Genomic DNA, 15,948 nt, shown 5'->3' on the forward strand with positions numbered 1-15,948 from the left:
TACATGTACGAAGCCAAGAACCGAGGACGGAACACCATTGTGCATGATAGGGTGGAATGAAAGGGGGGTGTGAAAAAAATTCACACCCCCGGTGTCTGCCTTTTATCTCCCCGCCAGGGCCGACTTTACAATGTACTTCCTGCACTGCCAGTACACCACAGCCAGCACCGCGGTGGCTATGATCCAGCTCACCGGATAGGCCTGGATCAGGGTCAGGTAGTCCGGATGGTTGGCAAATACCGTATAGATCCACACCAGCCGCACTCCGCAGATGCCCACCAGGGCCACAAGGGCCGGAGGCAGGGAATAGCCGTAGCCCCGGAGAGCTCCGGAGAGGATATCCATGGCCCCGTTAAGGTAAAGGGTATCCCCCACCCACCACAGCCGCAGCACCCCCAGCCGGATCACCTGGGGATCCGGGTTGAAGAAACCGATCACATGCTCTCCGAAGAACAGGATGGGTACCGTAATGCACAGAAGGAACAGCCCTTCCACCCAGAAGGCCGCCTTGGTGGTGGCAAAGCACCGGCTCAGCTTCCGTGCCCCGTAGTTCTGGCCTACAAAGGTGGTGGTGGCCTGGCTGAACCCGTTTACGAAGCAGTAGATGTTGAATTCGATGATTACGGAAGCGGCAGCCGCCGCCATGGCCGCGGTGCCCAGGCTGTTGATGGAAGACTGAATCACCACATTGCTCATGGCAAAGACCATGCCCTGGATCCCGGCAGGGAGCCCGATATGGAGGATTTTCCCCATTTCATGGCCGTTCAGCCGCATCTTGTGCCGCTGGAGCTGGATGGGCTGAGGGGTCCGGCACAGCAGCACGAACAGGATCCCGGAATTCACCGCAAAGGACAGTACCGTGGCGCTGACCACCCCGGTAATCCCCCAGTCGAACACGGTTACAGACAAAAGGTCCAGGGTGATGTTCAGGAGATTGGCCGCCACCAGGCTGTAGAGCGGGGTCTTCCCGTCTCCGCAGCTGCGGAAAATGGCCGCTTCGAAGTTGTACAAAGTCAAAAAAGGCATCCCCAAAAGGAAAATCCGCAGATAGGTGGCCGCCAGATCGTGGACCTCTTCCGGCACCGCCAGGATCTTCAGGGCCGGATGGGCGATCAGTTCCCCCACCGCCGTCAGCAGCACCCCCAGGCCCAGGGCCATGACAATGGCGGTCTGGACAGTCTCTTCCACTTTTTCCTGCTTCCCGGCTCCCAGATACTGGGCAATGGTTACATTGGCCCCCAGGGAGATCCCGATCAACAGGGTCACCAGGAGGCCGATCACCGGCATGTTGTTCCCTACGGCTGCCATGGCGTCCTTCCCTACAAAATGCCCCAGCAGGAACACATCTGCGCTGTTGAACAGCTGCTCAAAGAGCCCCATGAGCCCGATGGGCATGGCAAAATAGAACAGTTTGTCTGCAATGGAGCCATGGAGCATGTCCAGGCCCGGTTTATGGGCCGACTTCTTGGTTTCTGTCATGATTTCTTCCCTTTCCCCACAAATTCATCATTCTGTCATTCCATGCCCTGTGTGGCTCCACTCCCGGACCCGTTTCCGCACGTCTTCCAGGTTCAGGACCCCCAGGGCAAAGCCTTTTTTCACCAGTTCTTCCGGCAGATATTCATCATACTTGTCAAAAAGCGGCACCTCATGGGGGTAGACCAGTTCCAGGGGATCGATTTCCTTCTGGATTTCTTCCTCCACCACCTGGAAAAAAGTCTCCTCGTCCGCTTCCATGGTAAACTGCATAAAGAAGGGACGGAAGGGATCCAGCTTCTTCAGCCCCAGTTTTTGGGCGCATTTCAGGTTCAGGAACCGTTCCAGGGCCAAAAAGCCATAGCTCCCCAGCCAGGGCAGAAGGCACCACATCTTTCCTCCCAACTGGATCAGAGGCTTTTCCGCCGCGCCCGAGGCTTTGGCGGTGAACCGGGCCTGCTGGAGCCGGGCCACGGCGTTTTTCATCAGATAAGGATAGGACCGGTCCTCCCGGAGCACCTGGCGCATCCTCTCCAGCACTTTGGTATGGATATCCCCGGGACATTCTCCAAAATAAGCGGGCACTTTTCCCTTAACCAGTTCGCAGTAGATCACATGGCGTTTCCGGTCCACTTCCAATACCCGCCACACATGACCGGCCAGGGCAATCTTTTCTCCCGGAGGAGGGGGCGCCACCACGGTGCCCAGTTCCTGGGAATCGCACCGGACGGTGAACTCCTCGTTTTCCTGGAACACCCCGTAAAATTTGAAGGAGCTGATCACCCGTTCCCCGGCCAGGCCCACGATCAGGCCCCCCTGTTCGGTCCTTGCAATATGGTCTTCGGCGATCAGATACCGGAGGAGCACCTTGTAATCTTCCTGGGTGATCCGGTGGAAATAGCTGAGCCGGAGCACCCGGTCCGCCAGAGCCGCCGGAGACATTTCCCCATTGCTGGCCAGGACGCTCATGGTCTGGTGGTACAAAAGGCTGTAGGGCAGCCGGTCCAGCCGGGGCGGTTCCACCCATTTTTCCTCCAGGTACAGCTGGATCAGGGCGATTCCCTGAAGCAGCTTCCAGGGGATGGTGGCCGGCAGCATAGCCCGGATCTCCGGCTCGTCCTCCCGGATCACGAACCACATTTCCGGAGGCAGGTCCCTCCGGCCCGTCCGTCCCATCCGCTGGAGGAAGGAAGACACCGTCCAGGGCGCATCGATCTGAAAGGCCCGCTCCAGCCGGCCGATGTCGATGCCCAGTTCCAGGGTGGACGTGGTGACGGTGGTCAGGTTCCGGCTCTCGTCCTTCATCAGTTCTTCCGCTGTTTCCCGGTAGGAGGCGGACAGATTCCCGTGGTGGATCAAAAACCGGTCCGGCTCATGGTTCAGCTCGCAGTACTGCCGGAGGCTGGTGGTGACCCCTTCACATTCTTCCCGGGAATTCACGAACACCAGGCACTTTTTCCCCCGGGTGTGCTCGAAGATGTATCCCAGTCCCGGGTCCGCCTGGGCCGGAGCCTGGTCGGTCTTCACATCCAGTGCCGGCAGGGCCTGGAGGTCCGCCCGGTCCTCCCCGGCCTGGGCGTCTTTCACGTAAAAATGTTCCATGGACAGCCGCCATTTGGTCCCCGGGGCCTTCACCTGGGGGATCAGGGTCTTCCGGCCCGTGCCCAGGCTCAGGAATTCCCCCACCTTTTCCGGATCCCCCAGGGTGGCCGACAGCCCGATCCGCCGGGGATTCACCCCGGCCAGCCGGGACAGCCGCTGGATCAGGCACAGGGTCTGGCCTCCCCGGTCCCCCCGGAGCAGGGAATGGACTTCATCGATGACCACGAACCGCAGATCCCCGAACAGCCGGGGAATGGCCATGTGTTTGTGGAGCAGCAGGGCTTCCAGGGATTCCGGGGTAATCTGGAGGATCCCGGAAGGATGCTTCATCATTTTGGCCTTGTGGGACTGGGAAACGTCCCCATGCCAGTGCCACACCGGGATGCCCCCTTCTTCACAGAGAGGCTGGAGCCGGAGGAACTGGTCATTGATCAGGGCCTTGAGAGGACCGATGTAGATGCACCCCACGCTTTTGGGCGGATTCTGGGCAAACAGGGACAGGATGGGAAAGAAGGCCGCCTCGGTCTTCCCGGAGGCGGTGGAAGCAGTAAGCAGCAGGTTCTGGTCCGTGTTCAGCAGCACATCTCCGGCCGCCACCTGGATGGGCCGCAGTTCCGACCACCCCTGGCTGTAGATGAAATCCTGGACAAAAGGTGCATACCGGTCAAAGATATTCATGGCAATCCTTTCTTATACGGTGAACTCCGCAAATTCCGGAGCGGTTTCCTCCCCTTCCACGGCGTTCTGGGCATACTGGAAGCTGTCGGACTGGAGCAGGGCTTCCACCTTCAGTTCCGGATGCTGGTACAGGATGTCCAGCACCTCGATGAAGTCCCGGATTACTTCCCGGGGAGTGATGTGGGAATCCGCCCCGATCCGCTGGAATTCGATCCGGATGAAGGCCACCAGATCTTCCTGGGTCACTTTCGGGGCATAGCCGTAGAGCACCCCGTGGATCTCCGCCAGTTTTTCCACCAGCACCAGCATTTCGTCGCTGGTAAGAGGCTGGAGCCGGATCACCGGTGCCAGCAGGTCCTTGTGTTCTCCGGCAAAATGGCCTTCCGCCAGCCGGGACCGGAGGGCCTCATAGCTGTACACTCCCCGCCGGGGGTCTTCCATACACTGGGGAGTGCCTCCCATGATGATGCCCAGGTAGTGGGCCTTTCCCTGGAGGGTATCGTTGTACATGGTGAGAATCTTTTCGTAGTTGTACTGCCGGGTGATGGCATGGGGAATCTTGTAGATGTTCACCAGTTCGTCGATGCACACCAGGAGCCCGGCGTAACCGGCCTGCTTCAGGAACAGAGCGAAGATCTTCAGATATTCATACCAGTCTTCATCGGAGATGATGATGTTCACTCCCAGTTCCTGGCGGGCTTCGGTCCTGGTGTGGAATTCTCCCCGGAACCACTGGATCACCTTTGCCTTGGTGGCTTCGTCCCCTTGACGATAGGACCGGTAGTACAAAGTCAGCAGCCGGGCAAAATCGAACCCGTGGACCATTTCATTGAGGGCCTGGATCACCTGGCCGATTTTCTGTTCCACCAGGGTATTCAGCCGGCCGTCTGTAAGGGCCAGGCCCGTTTCCGTCACCACCTGCTGCTGGATCTGGTTGATCCACCGGTCCAGGATCAAAGGCAGGGCGCCTCCTTCGGGACGGGTCCTGGTGGCCATGTTCCGGACCAGTTCCCGGTAGGTGGCCAGTCCCTGTCCTTTGGTGCCCTGGAGCCGCCGTTCCGGGGACAGGTCGGCGTCCACCACCACGAAATCCTTTTCCATTACATAGTTCCGGAGGGTCTGGAGCAGGAAACTTTTCCCGCTGCCGTACCGGCCCACAATGAACCGGAAAGAAGCGCCCCCGTCGGCAATCACGTCCACATCGTGGAGCAGGGCGTCGATTTCGTTCTTCCGGCCTACGGTAATGTAAGGCAGCCCGATCCGGGGCACCACGCCCCCTTTCAGGGAGCTGATAAGGGTCCGGGCAATCCGTTTGGGTATCTTCAGCGTCATGGTTCTATCGTTCCTTTCAGGTCATCCGCATAATCTTCGATCACAGAAGGCGGGTCCCCGGCTTCCAGCACCGTATCCCCGAATTCTTCGTAACATTTTTCGTTGATGCTGTCTGTTAAAATAGAAGGCATCAGCCCCTTGGCCCCGGTCCAGGAGGTGTCTTCCCCATAGAGCAGGTCGTGGAGGTAGCGGTATTCCTCTTCTGTCAGATTCCAGGGCCGGGCCGGTTCGGCCGGTTCCGGGGATGCTTCTCCAGAGGCCGGAGAGATTTTGCCGGATTCCGGTCTTTGTCCTGCAGCTTCCTGACCGGAAACTGCCGGGGCCGGAGCCATTTCCGGAGGTTCCGGAGCCTTTTGTGCTGCCGGGGCTTCCGTTCTGTCCTCCAGGGAAGGCAGAGCTTCCTCCCGCCGTTCCTCTTCCGTCATCAGTCTGTCCCGGGTCACCGCCGCATCCTGGCGGATCTGGTCCAGCTGATCCAGATGGAACACCACTTTCCGTTTTTCCGCTTCCTTCTGTTCCTTCCGGTCCTCTTCCACCCCCTGGTGGACCAGTCGGGTGAGCCATTTGTAGGACAGGGGCTGCTGGAGGGGCTGAGGGAAGTCCAGTTCCTCCCGGAGGAGGCCGTCCAGGGTCTTCATCAGTTTTCCCAGCTTCCGGAGCTGTTTGGAGGTGTACACGTAATGGCGGAAGGTCCAGATGCCCTTTCGGTCATGGTAGATGCACAGGGGATTCACCACCACCGTGAAATCCCGTTTGTCCTCCTTCCGGAGGAATACGGCGTTGGCAAACAGCTCCAGCCATTCGTAGCCGGGCCCTCCCACATGTTCCTCCAAAAAAGATTTTTTCCGGTGGGTCTTCCAGTACCCCTGGATCATCCGGTAGATCCGGCCCAAAAGCCGCACGGTGTCTTCCGGTTTCTGTTTGTACAGTTTGGACCGACTCATATGGTAGGTGGAAAAAAGGTCCAGGGCGTCGAAGAGTTCCTGGTCCGTGGCATTTTCCCAGTCATCCAGCACCAGATAGGCTTCATCCTGCCGGTTCCGCTGGGTTTCCGGCAGCAGGGCGGAATTCAGCTGGTAATACAGCACGTAATCCCGGAGCCACTGGTGGAGATAGGGCAGGATCCGGTCGTCCAGGAGGCCGTAGGTTTCCCCGAAAGCCTTCAGCTTTTCATAGCCGTCCTCGGGATTTTCCACCCCGATCTGGTTCAGCAGTTCGTATATATAAAGGAAAGCATAGGTCAGAGAGGTCCGTTCCAGCTGCTGATGCCGGAGCCGGGTCCGCCAGCCGAAATACCCCCGGAGCTCTTTGTCCGTAAGCACCCGGTAGGTGGGATAGTAATGGAGCACCGGCAGGTCGTACACTGTGTCATCCTCGTAATCCGCCGCCAGTTTCCCCTGGCGGACGAACAGTTCCGGAGTGGTCTCATACCGGCTGGAGTCGTCCTTTTCCATGGCCCGGAGCTGCTGGAGCAAAGGGGGCAGCGGTTCGGGCGGGGTCCGGGGCTTGATGGGCTCTGAAGCATACATTTTCTGGAGCAGCCGGAAACTGGCCTCCTTCTCCTCCGGTGTCTTCTTCACAAATTCCATGCCCCTCCCCCTTTCTCCCAACTGGAAAGAATTTCAGCCAAAAGCAAACATTTTTTCACCAATCTTTATTATAAACCGAAAGAGGAGGCTGTTGCAAGAGCAACAGCCTCCTCTTTCCTTCACTCCCTTACGCCATGCAGGTGGTGCAGTTCTTGGACTGGGGGAACAGCAGCTTCCACAGGCATCCTTCCAGGACCACCCCTTCTTTGGGGTCGGTACCGGCTTTGAGAGTGGTGTCGATGACATAGCTGACAAAATCCGCCGCTTCCTGGACGCACCGGTTCAGATCTTTGCCATTGAGCACATAGCCCAAAAGGGTGCTGGTGAACACATCTCCTGTACCGCAGGTGGCAAAGGGCAGCTTCTTCACTTCATAGGCTTCCGGGAACAGCTGGTTGGGTTCACTGCTGACGATTTTCAGATGGTCCTTATCGCAGGGCACGCTGGTGATCACCACCTGTTTGGGTCCCAGGGCCAGCAGCTTGTCGCAGAGGGCTTCCAGCTCATCGTCAGTGGGGGCTGCGTCTTTCCAGGGCGTATCTGTCAAGAGGCAGGCTTCCGTATAGTTGGGGGTGATCAGAGTGGCATGGGCCACCAGTTTCTTCATGGCTTCCACCATGGAAGCATCGAACACCGGGTACAGCTTCCCGTCGTCCCCCATGGCCGGGTCCACCACGGCGATCCGGTCTTCCCCGGCAAAGTCCTCGATGGCAGCGATTACCTGTTCCACCTGGGCAGGCCCTGCCAAAAAGCCGCTGTAGACTGCATCAAAAGAGAGCCCCAGCTGCTTCCACTGGTCCCGGTACCCGGCCATCAGGTCCGTCAGATCCCGGGAAACGAATTTCCCGTAAGTCAGGTTGTTGCTGTACAGAGCCGTAGGAAACGGGCACACCTGGTGTCCCATGGCGGACAGTACAGGCATGGCCGCCGTCAGGGAACAGCGCCCAAAAGAACAAAGGTCATGGATGGCCAGAACACGTTTGATTTTCATGGAAATACCACCTTTCAATTGCAGAAAATTGGACACGGGCAAATGGACAAGTATTATCTGTATTGTACCCCATATGGGCCAGAGATACCAGAGGGGGTTGCTGCTCTCTTATTTGTTGTACTGACAACGGATTTTCCCGGTTATTCCATGTATACTTGAACCATGGAAAAACAGACTGCTGCCAAAGGAGATGTTTCATATGGGAAAGAAAATTACGGATAAAGTCACCTGGGTTGGGAAAATCGACTGGGAACTGACGGAGTTCCATGGCCATGAATATTCTACGGAAAAAGGCTCCTCCTACAATTCCTATCTGATCCGGGGAGATCAGAAGACGGTGCTGATGGACACGGTCTGGAAGCCTTTTGATGAAGAATTCGTGGCCAATCTGAAACAGGAAATCGACCTGAAGGCCATTGATTATATTGTGATGAACCACAACGAAAACGACCACAGCGGTGCCCTGCCGGCCCTGATGCGGGAGATTCCCCACACCCCCATCTACTGCACCCAGAAAGGGGAAGCCATTCTCCGGGGGCTGTACCACCAGGACTGGAATTTCGTCACCGTGAAGACCGGGGACACCCTGGACCTGGGGGGCTCTCAGCTGGTGTTCATCGAAGCTCCCATGCTCCACTGGCCGGACACCATGTTCACCTACATGACCGGGGAGAACATCCTGTTCAGCAACGACGGATTCGGCCAGCACTACGCCAGCGAAACCTTGTTCAATGATGCAGTGGACAAGGGGGAACTGTACCGGGAAGCCATGAAGTATTACGCCAACATCCTGAACCTGTACAGCCCCATGGTCACCCGGAAGATTGCCGAGATCCTCAAGATGGGCGTGCCGGTAAGCATGATCTGCCCCAGCCACGGGGTGATCTGGCGGGATGATCCCCTGCAGATCGTCAAGGCCTACCAGGAATGGGCCCAGAATTACCAGGAAAACCAGGTGACCCTGATTTACGACACCATGTGGAATTCCACCCGGCGGATGGCGGAATGCATCGCCGAAGGCCTGATGGAAGCGGACCCTACCCTGAAGGTGAAGATCTACAACTCTGCGGTGGATGACAAAAACGACATCGTGACGGAAGTGTTCAAATCCAAGGCCATCCTGGTAGGGTCCCCCACCATCAATTACGGGTTCCTGTATTCCATCGGGGGCATTATGGAAATGATCCGGGGCCTGAAGTTCAAGAACAAAAAGGCCGCTGCTTTCGGCAGCTACGGCTGGAGCGGAGAAGCGGTGAAACAGATCACGGAACTGCTGGGCGGTGCCGGGTTCCAGTTGGTCAACGAAGGGCTCCGGTGCCAGTGGGCCCCGGACCAGGCCAGCCAGGAGCTGTGCCGGAAGTACGGAAGAGAATTTGCGGAAGCGGTGAAATAAAATACGAAGGGGGTGTGAAAAAATTCACACCCCCGGTCACTGGTCTCTTGTCACTGGTCACTGGACGAAGGAAGGCAGCCGGTTCCGGAGCCGCGGCAGAAACCAGACCGCCATGGGTTTCCCGGAAGGGATTGGCTTTGGCCGGTCCATAGTTTTCAATTCTGTCAAGCCTCCTGCATATGTGCTGTACCTTTTTATTTATAGCAAAAAACCTGCCCTGTCAACACAGGTGCAGGTTTTGTCATGGTTTGTTCAAGAAGTTGACGCAAACGGCCGTTTCTATTTCAATTTTTTGGTACGCGTAGGATCGATGATGAACCCGCTGCCGCTGGGAGAAGGTCCCACGTAGCCCGGGACATTTTCAAAGAGGGTCTTCCCTGCACCCGCGGCACTTTTCCCCTGGCTGTTGAACAGCCCTTCCGTGATCCTTACCGTAGCTTTATTTTCCCCTGTAGATGCATCATAATACGTTTTGGTATTCTTTTGGTAATCTGCTGCCAGCTGACTGAAGGTCATCCCCTTGTTTGCCTCTGCGGAGTAATAGGAAAACACCGTTACCCCATCGGTTTGGACCCTGGCGAACCAGCCGTCCCCTTCTTTGGTCTGGATGTTCAGCTTCCGGGCCAGTTCCTGTCCGGCGGCACTGTCCGAAGCAATTACCAGGGTTTTGGAAGGTTTCCCCTGGAGCACATCCGCCAGCCCCTCATACCGTCCCTGCCGGAGCCGTTCGATGATATCTTTCGCCGTGGTGGCGGCCGGGAGTTTTTTCTTGGAAGCTTCCCCCAGGAGAGCGCTGGCGTTGTTGAAGACGGAATTGATGGAGCTGGGCAGACCTCCGTCGGCCGCATGGGAATAGACCATCCATCCCAAACCCACAATGATGGCAAGCATCAGGGCGTATTCGATGATGTCCTGTCCTTTCTGTCGTCTCATTGTTTCCATCTCCTTTACGGTCTTATTAATCAATTATAGCATATTTTGAGGGAGAAAAGCCGTACAAACCTGACTTCCTGTCAGCCCCTTCATGTCCTCCGGCACCGGGGCTTCCAGGAATATTTCCTTGCCGGTCCTGGGATGGCGGAACCGGACGGTCCAGGCGTGGAGGGCCTGGCGGGCAATCCTTGGGTCCCTTGTGCCGTACACCGGGTCCCCCACCAGAGGGTGCCCCTTGTGGGCGAAATGGACCCGGATCTGATGGGTCCTTCCGGTAAGGAGATGGATCTTCAGCACCGTATGGTCCCCTCCGCCAGCCAGGATCTCATAATCGGTCACTGCCGGCCGTCCGTCTTCCCGGACCATCCACCGGTCCACCCCTTCTGCCACCCGGCCGATGGGAAGATGGATCCGGCCCCGGGGTTCTGCCAGATCCCCTTCACACACCGCCAGGTATTCCCGGTAGATTTCCTGGTGGCTGCGGGTGAGGGCGTGTTTGGCAAAAGCGGATTTGGCCACCAGCAGAAGGCCCGTGGTGTCCCGGTCCAGCCGGTACAGGGGATGGATGCCGCATTTCTGCCCCGACTGGCGGAAATACCCTCCCACCGCCTGGACCAGGGTATCCCGGGCCCCGGACCAGGTGGGGTGGATCAGCATGCCGGCAGGCTTGTCCACCGCCAGCAGGTCCTCATCCTCGTACAAAATGGCAAGAGGCAGATGGACCGGGATCACCGCCGCCGTTTCTTCCCATTGGAAAACAAGCCGGTCCCCGGCCTCCAGCCTGTGAGAAGGACTGGAAACCGGGGATCCGTTCACGGTAATGGTGCCGTTCCATTTGATTTTCCGCCAGAGTTTTTCCGAAAGGTGCATGGGACCCCGGGCTGCCTGGCGGACGCAGCATCCGGCATGGTCCCGATCCACCTGGTACGTCAGTTCCATATCAGTAAGACCGTAAAAATTCCTTGAAAAAGTCCACACTGGCCTTCAGGGCATCAGCGGGGATCTTTTCGTTCACCTGGTGGGCGGCGCCCCAGCGGCTGTCCCGGAGATACCCGGAGAACAGCATCACATTGTCGGCGATCCGCTTGTAATAGTGGCTGTCGGTGCCTCCCAGCATCAGGAAGGGCACCACGTCCACTTTTTCCCCGTACTGGTCCTTCAGGACTTTTTCCGCCACCTGGATCCCGTAACTCTGGGGATCGGAAGCGGGCAGCGGGTCCTTGCCGGACACATGGCGGATTTCCACCCCTTCCGGCAGGAACTGGCGGAAGTAATTTTCGCAGGATTCCACCGTATCCCCCTGGAGCACCCGGACGCTCATCTGGGCCGCCGCCCGGCTGGGCAGCACATTGGGCTGCTTGCTGGCTTCGGCCATGGTGAAGGCGATGGTGGTGTGGAGCAGGGCATCCAGAGCCGGATCTTCCTGGGCCAACTGGCACAGTTCCTGCCAGTGGCCTTCCGGGTCTTCATAGATGGCCTGGCGGCCGGCATCCTGGAGTTTGGCGCTTTTCTGGAGATGGGCCAGGGTCAGGGGAGTGAACCGGTAAGGGAAAGGATGGGATTCGATGGCCACAATGGCTTTGGCCAGGGTCCCCAGGGCTGTCCCTTTCCCGGGACGGCTGGAATGGCCTCCGGGAGAGGTGGCGTAGATCTCGAAGTTCACCGGGGATTTTTCCGCCACTCCGATCTTGGCTTCCAGCTTGTCCCCCACCGGGAACAGGCCGCCCCCTTCGTCCACTACGGTGCCCAGCCGGACCCCCTTCTCTTCCAGGTGCCGGGTGAGCTTTTCCGCCCCGTCCACATCGTTTTCCAGGTACACTTCCTCACTGTAGCCCAGGGACAGGTACAGGTCGTAAGACGGCCGCCAGCCTTCTGCCAGCAGGGCTTCCACCGCTTCCATTTCCGCCAGCAGCTGGTGCTTGCAGTCGGTGGTACCCCGGCCGCAGATACAGCCGTCGATGATTTCGCCTCCAAAGGGATCGAATTTCCACTGGCCCCGGTCCCCTACTTCCACCACGTCCTGATGGGCCATGAGCAGAAGGGGCTTCTTTGCGCTGCCAGTGCCCTTCAGGTGGAACTGGAGGCCTGCCTGGCCCACTTCATCCAGCTCCATCAGGCGATAGATGTGGGGATAGAATTCCCGGAAGGCCTCATGGAGTTTTTCAAACTGGCTCCAGTCCACCTTGTCCACATTGGCGTTGGACACGGTGGCGCACTGGATGAACCGCTGGAGATGGGCGGCGTATTTCTGTTCTTCTTCCGTAAGCTTCATTGCCGTTCCCTTCTTTCCCAATTACCAGGCCGGTTCCAGGTTGCCTTTGCAGTTTTCCAGGATGTAGTCCTTCACCGGCTGGCTCTGGAAGATCTGGACGAATTTCTTGTAGGTGGGGTTGTCCTTGTCTTCTTCCCGGGCGGCAATGATGTTCACATAGGGGCTGGTATTGTCTTCCTTGGCAATGGCCAGGTCCGTGGACAGACCGGCGGAGTTGGCATACCCGGCGTTGATGATGGAAGCGGCGGTGTCATCCAGGCTCCGGGGCAGCTGGGCGGCTTCCAGTTCCACGATCTGCAGGTGTTTCGGGTTTTCGGTGATGTCATTGACGGTCAGTTCCGTAGCTTTCACATCCGGGTTCACTTTCAGGAGACCCAGTTTGCTCAGCATCAGGATGGCCCGTCCTCCGTTGGAAGGATCGTTGGGGATGGCGATCTTGTCCCCGTCCTTGATGTCCGCCACGTTTTTGATCTTGGTGGAATACAGCCGCAGGGGAGCCAGGTAGGTCTTGCCGATGCTCACCAGTTTGGTGCCGTTCTTTTTGTTGAAGGCCAGCAGGAAGGGTTCATGCTGGAAGGAGTTCAGGTCGATGTCCTTCTGGGCCAGAGCCTGGTCCGGAGTCACATAGTCGGAGAAGGTCTTGATTTCCACCTTCAGCCCCTGTTTTTCCGCTTCCTTCTTTACCACTTCCATGACCTGTTCGGAATACCCGGGGGTGATCCCTACAGTGATGGTCTTCTTTTCCGCCGGGGCGGCCGCCTTTTTGTCGCTGCCGCAGCCGCTGACCAGGCTGGCCAGGGCCAGGACGGATACGGCTGCTGCAATCCATTTCTTCAGTTTCATGAACATCTCTCCTTTTCGCCTTCCCGAAAGCCACACAAAGAAAAACACCACCTGCTGGGCAGATGGTGTTTTCGATGACTGAGCTCGCTTTTCATCTGCCAGGGGATCCCTGTTGGAATTGGCACCTTCCCTTCCGGGGGTTGCCGCAGCTTCATAGGGCCAAATCCCTCTGCTGCTCTCGATGAAGGTATGTGATTTTGATGGTTCTGATTCTACACTACTTCACTAGGAAAGTCAAGGGCTTTTTGTAACTTGATTAAGAACAGTTGCAGGTGACCGGCTCAAGTCTGGAGTCTGAAGTCTGAAGTCTGGAGCCGAATGTTAAATTTGCAGGCAAATTTTTTGAATGTGTAGAACCTTTGGACGAGTTGATCTCTCAGATTGATTGCGATTCTGGTTTTGCAGAATCAAAAGGATCCGTCCAGCCAGACGGATCCTGTCCAGAGGCTTCCGACTTCAGACTTCGGACTTCCGACTAAGGGGCTGTTGCTCATGCAACAGCCCCTTCTTACTAAAACATTACATCTTCTGATGAGCGCGGCGGGCGATTACGTCCAGCTGCTGTTCTCTGGTCAGGTCGATGAATTTCACCGCGTAGCCGGATACCCGGATGGTGAAGTTGGCATATTCCGGTTTTTCCGGATGTTCCATGCAGTCGATCAGCTTGTCCACGCCGAACACGTTCACGTTCAGGTGGTGGGCTCCCTGGTCGAAGTAGCCGTCCATCACCCGTACCAGGGTGGCTTTCTGTTCTTCTTCATTGTGGCCCAGGGTTTCCGGAGCGATGGTCTGGGTGTTGGAGATCCCGTCCAGAGCATATTCGTACGGCAGCTTGGCCACAGAGTTCAGGGAAGCCAGGAGGCCGTTCTGTTCTGCGCCGTAGGCCGGGTTGGCACCGGGAGCGAACGGGGTGTAGGCTTTCCGTCCGTCAGGCAGGGCACCGGTGGCGCCGCCGTACACCACGTTGGAAGTGATGGTCAGGATGGAAGTGGTGGCTTCGGAATTCCGGTAGGTGTGGTGTTTCCGCAGCTTGGTCATGAAGGTCTTCAGCAGCCATACAGCGATTTCATCCGCCCGGGGATCATCGTTGCCGTATTTGGGGAAGTCCCCTTCGATCTTGTAGTCCACCACCAGGCCGGATTCATCCCGGACCGTGGAAACTTTGGCGTATTTGATGGCGCACAGGGAATCCACCACATGGGAGAAGCCTGCGATGCCGGTGGCAAAGGTCCGGCGCACATCGGTGTCGATGAGGGCCATTTCTGCCGCTTCATAGTAGTATTTGTCATGCATGTACTGGATCAGGTTCAGGATGTTCACGTACAGCCCGGCCAGCCAGTCCATCATCAGGTCGAATTTGTGCATCACTTCGCCGTAGTCCAGCACGTCGGAGGTGATGGGTGCATATTCCGGCCCTACCTGCATGTGTTTGCCGTCTTTGGTCAGGAATTTTTCATCCTTGCCCCCGTTGATGGCGTACAGCAGGCATTTACCCAGGTTGGCCCGTGCCCCGAAGAACTGCATTTCCTTCCCGGTCTGGGTGGCGGATACGCAGCAGCAGATGCTGTAGTCATCGCCCCATACCGGCTTCATCACATCGTCGTTTTCGTACTGGATGGAAGAAGTGGTGATGGAAATGTGGGCGGCGTATTTCTTGAAGTTGTCCGGCAGTGCGGAAGAATACAGCACCGTCAGGTTGGGTTCAGGAGAAGGCCCCATGTTTTCCAGGGTGTGGAGGAACCGGTAGTCGTTCCGGGTGACCATGTGCCGGCCGTCCATGCCGATGCCGGCCATTTCCAGGGTAGCCCATACCGGGTCGCCGGAGAACAGCTGGTTGTAGGAGGGGATCCGGGCGAATTTCACCATGCGGAATTTCAGGGTCAGATGGTCAATCAGTTCCTGAGCCTGTTCTTCGGTGAGGGTCCCTTCGGCCAGGTCACGGCTGATGTAGATATCCAGGAAGGTGGAGATGCGGCCCACGCTCATGGCAGCCCCGTTCTGGGTCTTTACTGCAGCCAGGTAGCCGAAGTACAGCCACTGGACGGCTTCCTTGGCGTTCTTGGCAGGAGCGGAAATGTCATAGCCGTAGACTTTGGCCATTTCCTTCATCTGTTTCAGAGCCCGGATCTGTTCCGCCAGTTCTTCCCGCTGCCGGATGATGTCATCGGTCATAACCCCGCATCCGCAGTTGTTCAGGTCTTCGCTTTTCTTGTTGATCAGGAAGTCGATGCCGTAAAGAGCCACTCTCCGGTAGTCCCCTACGATCCGGCCCCGGCCGTAGGTATCAGGCAGACCGGTTACGATATGGCTGTGGCGGGCTTTCCGCATTTCAGCGGTGTAGGCATCGAATACAGCCTGGTTGTGGGTCTTGTGGTATTCGGTGAAGATCTTGTGGAACTTGGGGTTCACCTTGTACCCGTAGGTTTCCGCAGCTTCTTCCGCCATTTTGATGCCGCCGTAGGGCATGAAGGCCCGTTTCAGAGGCTTGTCGGTCTGGAGGCCCACCACCTGTTCCAGATCTTTCATGGATTCATCGATGTAGCCGGGGCCGTAAGCCGTCAGGCTGGAGACCACTTCCGTTTCGCAGTCCAATACGCCGCCTTTGGCCCGTTCTTCCTTCTGGAGTTCCTGGACTCTGCCCCACAGTTTGTTGGTGGCTTCCGTAGGCCCTGCCAGGAAGCTTTCGTCCCCGTCATAAGGGGTATAGTTGTTCTGGATGAAATCCCGGACATCCACATCGTCCGTCCATTTCACGCCTTTAAAACCTCTCCATGCAACATTCTGATTGATGCTGTTCATTACAGATCCTCCTTTTTGAGTTCCCGTTGGTTCGTTTTTC

At 57.4% G+C, this 15,948-nt stretch carries 11 protein-coding genes and 1 riboswitch; of the genes, 1 reads left to right on the plus strand and 10 read right to left on the minus strand.

Annotated elements, in window-relative coordinates; translation table 11 throughout:
• Positions 1-102 precede the first annotated feature (102 nt).
• From FX155_RS09975 to FX155_RS09995, 5 genes are all read right to left on the minus strand, one after another.
• Positions 103-1,479 (minus strand): MATE family efflux transporter, encoded by a 1,377-nt coding sequence (locus FX155_RS09975; protein ID WP_154488574.1) that lies wholly within the window; start codon positions 1,477-1,479, stop codon positions 103-105.
• Between the two features lie 27 nt (positions 1,480-1,506).
• A complete protein-coding gene (locus FX155_RS09980) occupies positions 1,507-3,756 on the minus strand; it encodes a DEAD/DEAH box helicase (RefSeq protein WP_022486952.1) in 2,250 nt (749 codons plus the stop codon).
• Between the two features lie 12 nt (positions 3,757-3,768).
• On the minus strand, positions 3,769-5,088 hold the full coding sequence (locus FX155_RS09985; protein ID WP_154488575.1) for an ATP-binding protein: 1,320 nt from the start codon (positions 5,086-5,088) through the stop codon (positions 3,769-3,771).
• The gene (locus FX155_RS09990) at positions 5,085-6,677 is read right to left on the minus strand and encodes a TerB N-terminal domain-containing protein (RefSeq protein WP_154488576.1); all 1,593 of its coding nucleotides are present in this window, start codon (positions 6,675-6,677) and stop codon (positions 5,085-5,087) included. Before FX155_RS09990 ends, FX155_RS09985 begins: the two co-directional genes overlap by 4 nt.
• Before the next feature lie 127 nt (positions 6,678-6,804).
• Positions 6,805-7,668: a pyridoxamine kinase gene (locus FX155_RS09995; RefSeq protein WP_022486956.1), complete on the minus strand. Its 864-nt coding sequence runs from the start codon at positions 7,666-7,668 to the stop codon at positions 6,805-6,807.
• Positions 7,669-7,867: 199 nt separating this feature from the next.
• On the opposite strand from FX155_RS09995, the gene FX155_RS10000 reads away from it, so the two are divergent.
• Positions 7,868-9,061 (plus strand): anaerobic nitric oxide reductase flavorubredoxin, encoded by a 1,194-nt coding sequence (locus FX155_RS10000; protein ID WP_154488577.1) that lies wholly within the window; start codon positions 7,868-7,870, stop codon positions 9,059-9,061.
• 279 nt (positions 9,062-9,340) lie between these two features.
• Here the strand turns inward: FX155_RS10000 and FX155_RS10005 are convergent, their stop codons facing one another.
• The 5 genes from FX155_RS10005 to pflB all read right to left on the minus strand — a co-directional run bounded on the left by FX155_RS10005 (position 9,341) and on the right by pflB (position 15,908).
• Positions 9,341-9,994 (minus strand): hypothetical protein, encoded by a 654-nt coding sequence (locus tag FX155_RS10005; protein ID WP_154488578.1) that lies wholly within the window; start codon positions 9,992-9,994, stop codon positions 9,341-9,343.
• A 33-nt stretch (positions 9,995-10,027) separates the two neighbouring features.
• Entirely contained in the window at positions 10,028-10,933 is a 906-nt protein-coding gene (locus tag FX155_RS10010; protein WP_154488579.1) for an RluA family pseudouridine synthase, read from the minus strand.
• A 1-nt stretch (position 10,934) separates the two neighbouring features.
• Positions 10,935-12,266 carry a M20/M25/M40 family metallo-hydrolase gene (locus tag FX155_RS10015; RefSeq protein WP_154488580.1) on the minus strand — a complete coding sequence of 444 codons (1,332 nt, stop codon included), beginning with the start codon at positions 12,264-12,266 and terminating at the stop codon, positions 10,935-10,937.
• 21 nt (positions 12,267-12,287) lie between these two features.
• Positions 12,288-13,109, minus strand: a complete 822-nt coding sequence (locus FX155_RS10020) for a MetQ/NlpA family ABC transporter substrate-binding protein (RefSeq protein WP_154488581.1) — start codon at positions 13,107-13,109, stop codon at positions 12,288-12,290.
• An 88-nt stretch (positions 13,110-13,197) separates the two neighbouring features.
• Positions 13,198-13,297, minus strand: a riboswitch (SAM riboswitch).
• A 331-nt stretch (positions 13,298-13,628) separates the two neighbouring features.
• Complete coding sequence (gene pflB, locus FX155_RS10025) at positions 13,629-15,908, minus strand: formate C-acetyltransferase (RefSeq protein ID WP_154488582.1); 2,280 nt, start codon at positions 15,906-15,908, stop codon at positions 13,629-13,631.
• Positions 15,909-15,948: the final 40 nt, after the last annotated feature.

Source organism: Acidaminococcus fermentans, assembly GCF_009696675.1.
In the GTDB taxonomy this organism is placed as follows: Bacteria; Bacillota; Negativicutes; order Acidaminococcales; family Acidaminococcaceae; genus Acidaminococcus.

Excerpts from the sequence above, each read along its gene's own strand:
- FX155_RS10015 (WP_154488580.1), bottom strand. The coding sequence starts at position 12,266 with ATGAAGCTTACGGAAGAAGAACAGAAATACGCCGCCCATCTCCAGCGG.
- FX155_RS09975 (WP_154488574.1), bottom strand. The coding sequence starts at position 1,479 with ATGACAGAAACCAAGAAGTCGGCCCATAAACCGGGCCTGGACATGCTC.
- FX155_RS10000 (WP_154488577.1), top strand. The coding sequence starts at position 7,868 with ATGGGAAAGAAAATTACGGATAAAGTCACCTGGGTTGGGAAAATCGAC.
- FX155_RS09985 (WP_154488575.1), bottom strand. The coding sequence starts at position 5,088 with ATGACGCTGAAGATACCCAAACGGATTGCCCGGACCCTTATCAGCTCC.
- pflB (WP_154488582.1), bottom strand. The coding sequence starts at position 15,908 with ATGAACAGCATCAATCAGAATGTTGCATGGAGAGGTTTTAAAGGCGTG.
- FX155_RS10010 (WP_154488579.1), bottom strand. The coding sequence starts at position 10,933 with ATGGAACTGACGTACCAGGTGGATCGGGACCATGCCGGATGCTGCGTC.
- FX155_RS10020 (WP_154488581.1), bottom strand. The coding sequence starts at position 13,109 with ATGAAACTGAAGAAATGGATTGCAGCAGCCGTATCCGTCCTGGCCCTG.
- FX155_RS09990 (WP_154488576.1), bottom strand. The coding sequence starts at position 6,677 with ATGGAATTTGTGAAGAAGACACCGGAGGAGAAGGAGGCCAGTTTCCGG.
- FX155_RS10005 (WP_154488578.1), bottom strand. The coding sequence starts at position 9,994 with ATGAGACGACAGAAAGGACAGGACATCATCGAATACGCCCTGATGCTT.
- FX155_RS09980 (WP_022486952.1), bottom strand. The coding sequence starts at position 3,756 with ATGAATATCTTTGACCGGTATGCACCTTTTGTCCAGGATTTCATCTAC.
- FX155_RS09995 (WP_022486956.1), bottom strand. The coding sequence starts at position 7,668 with ATGAAAATCAAACGTGTTCTGGCCATCCATGACCTTTGTTCTTTTGGG.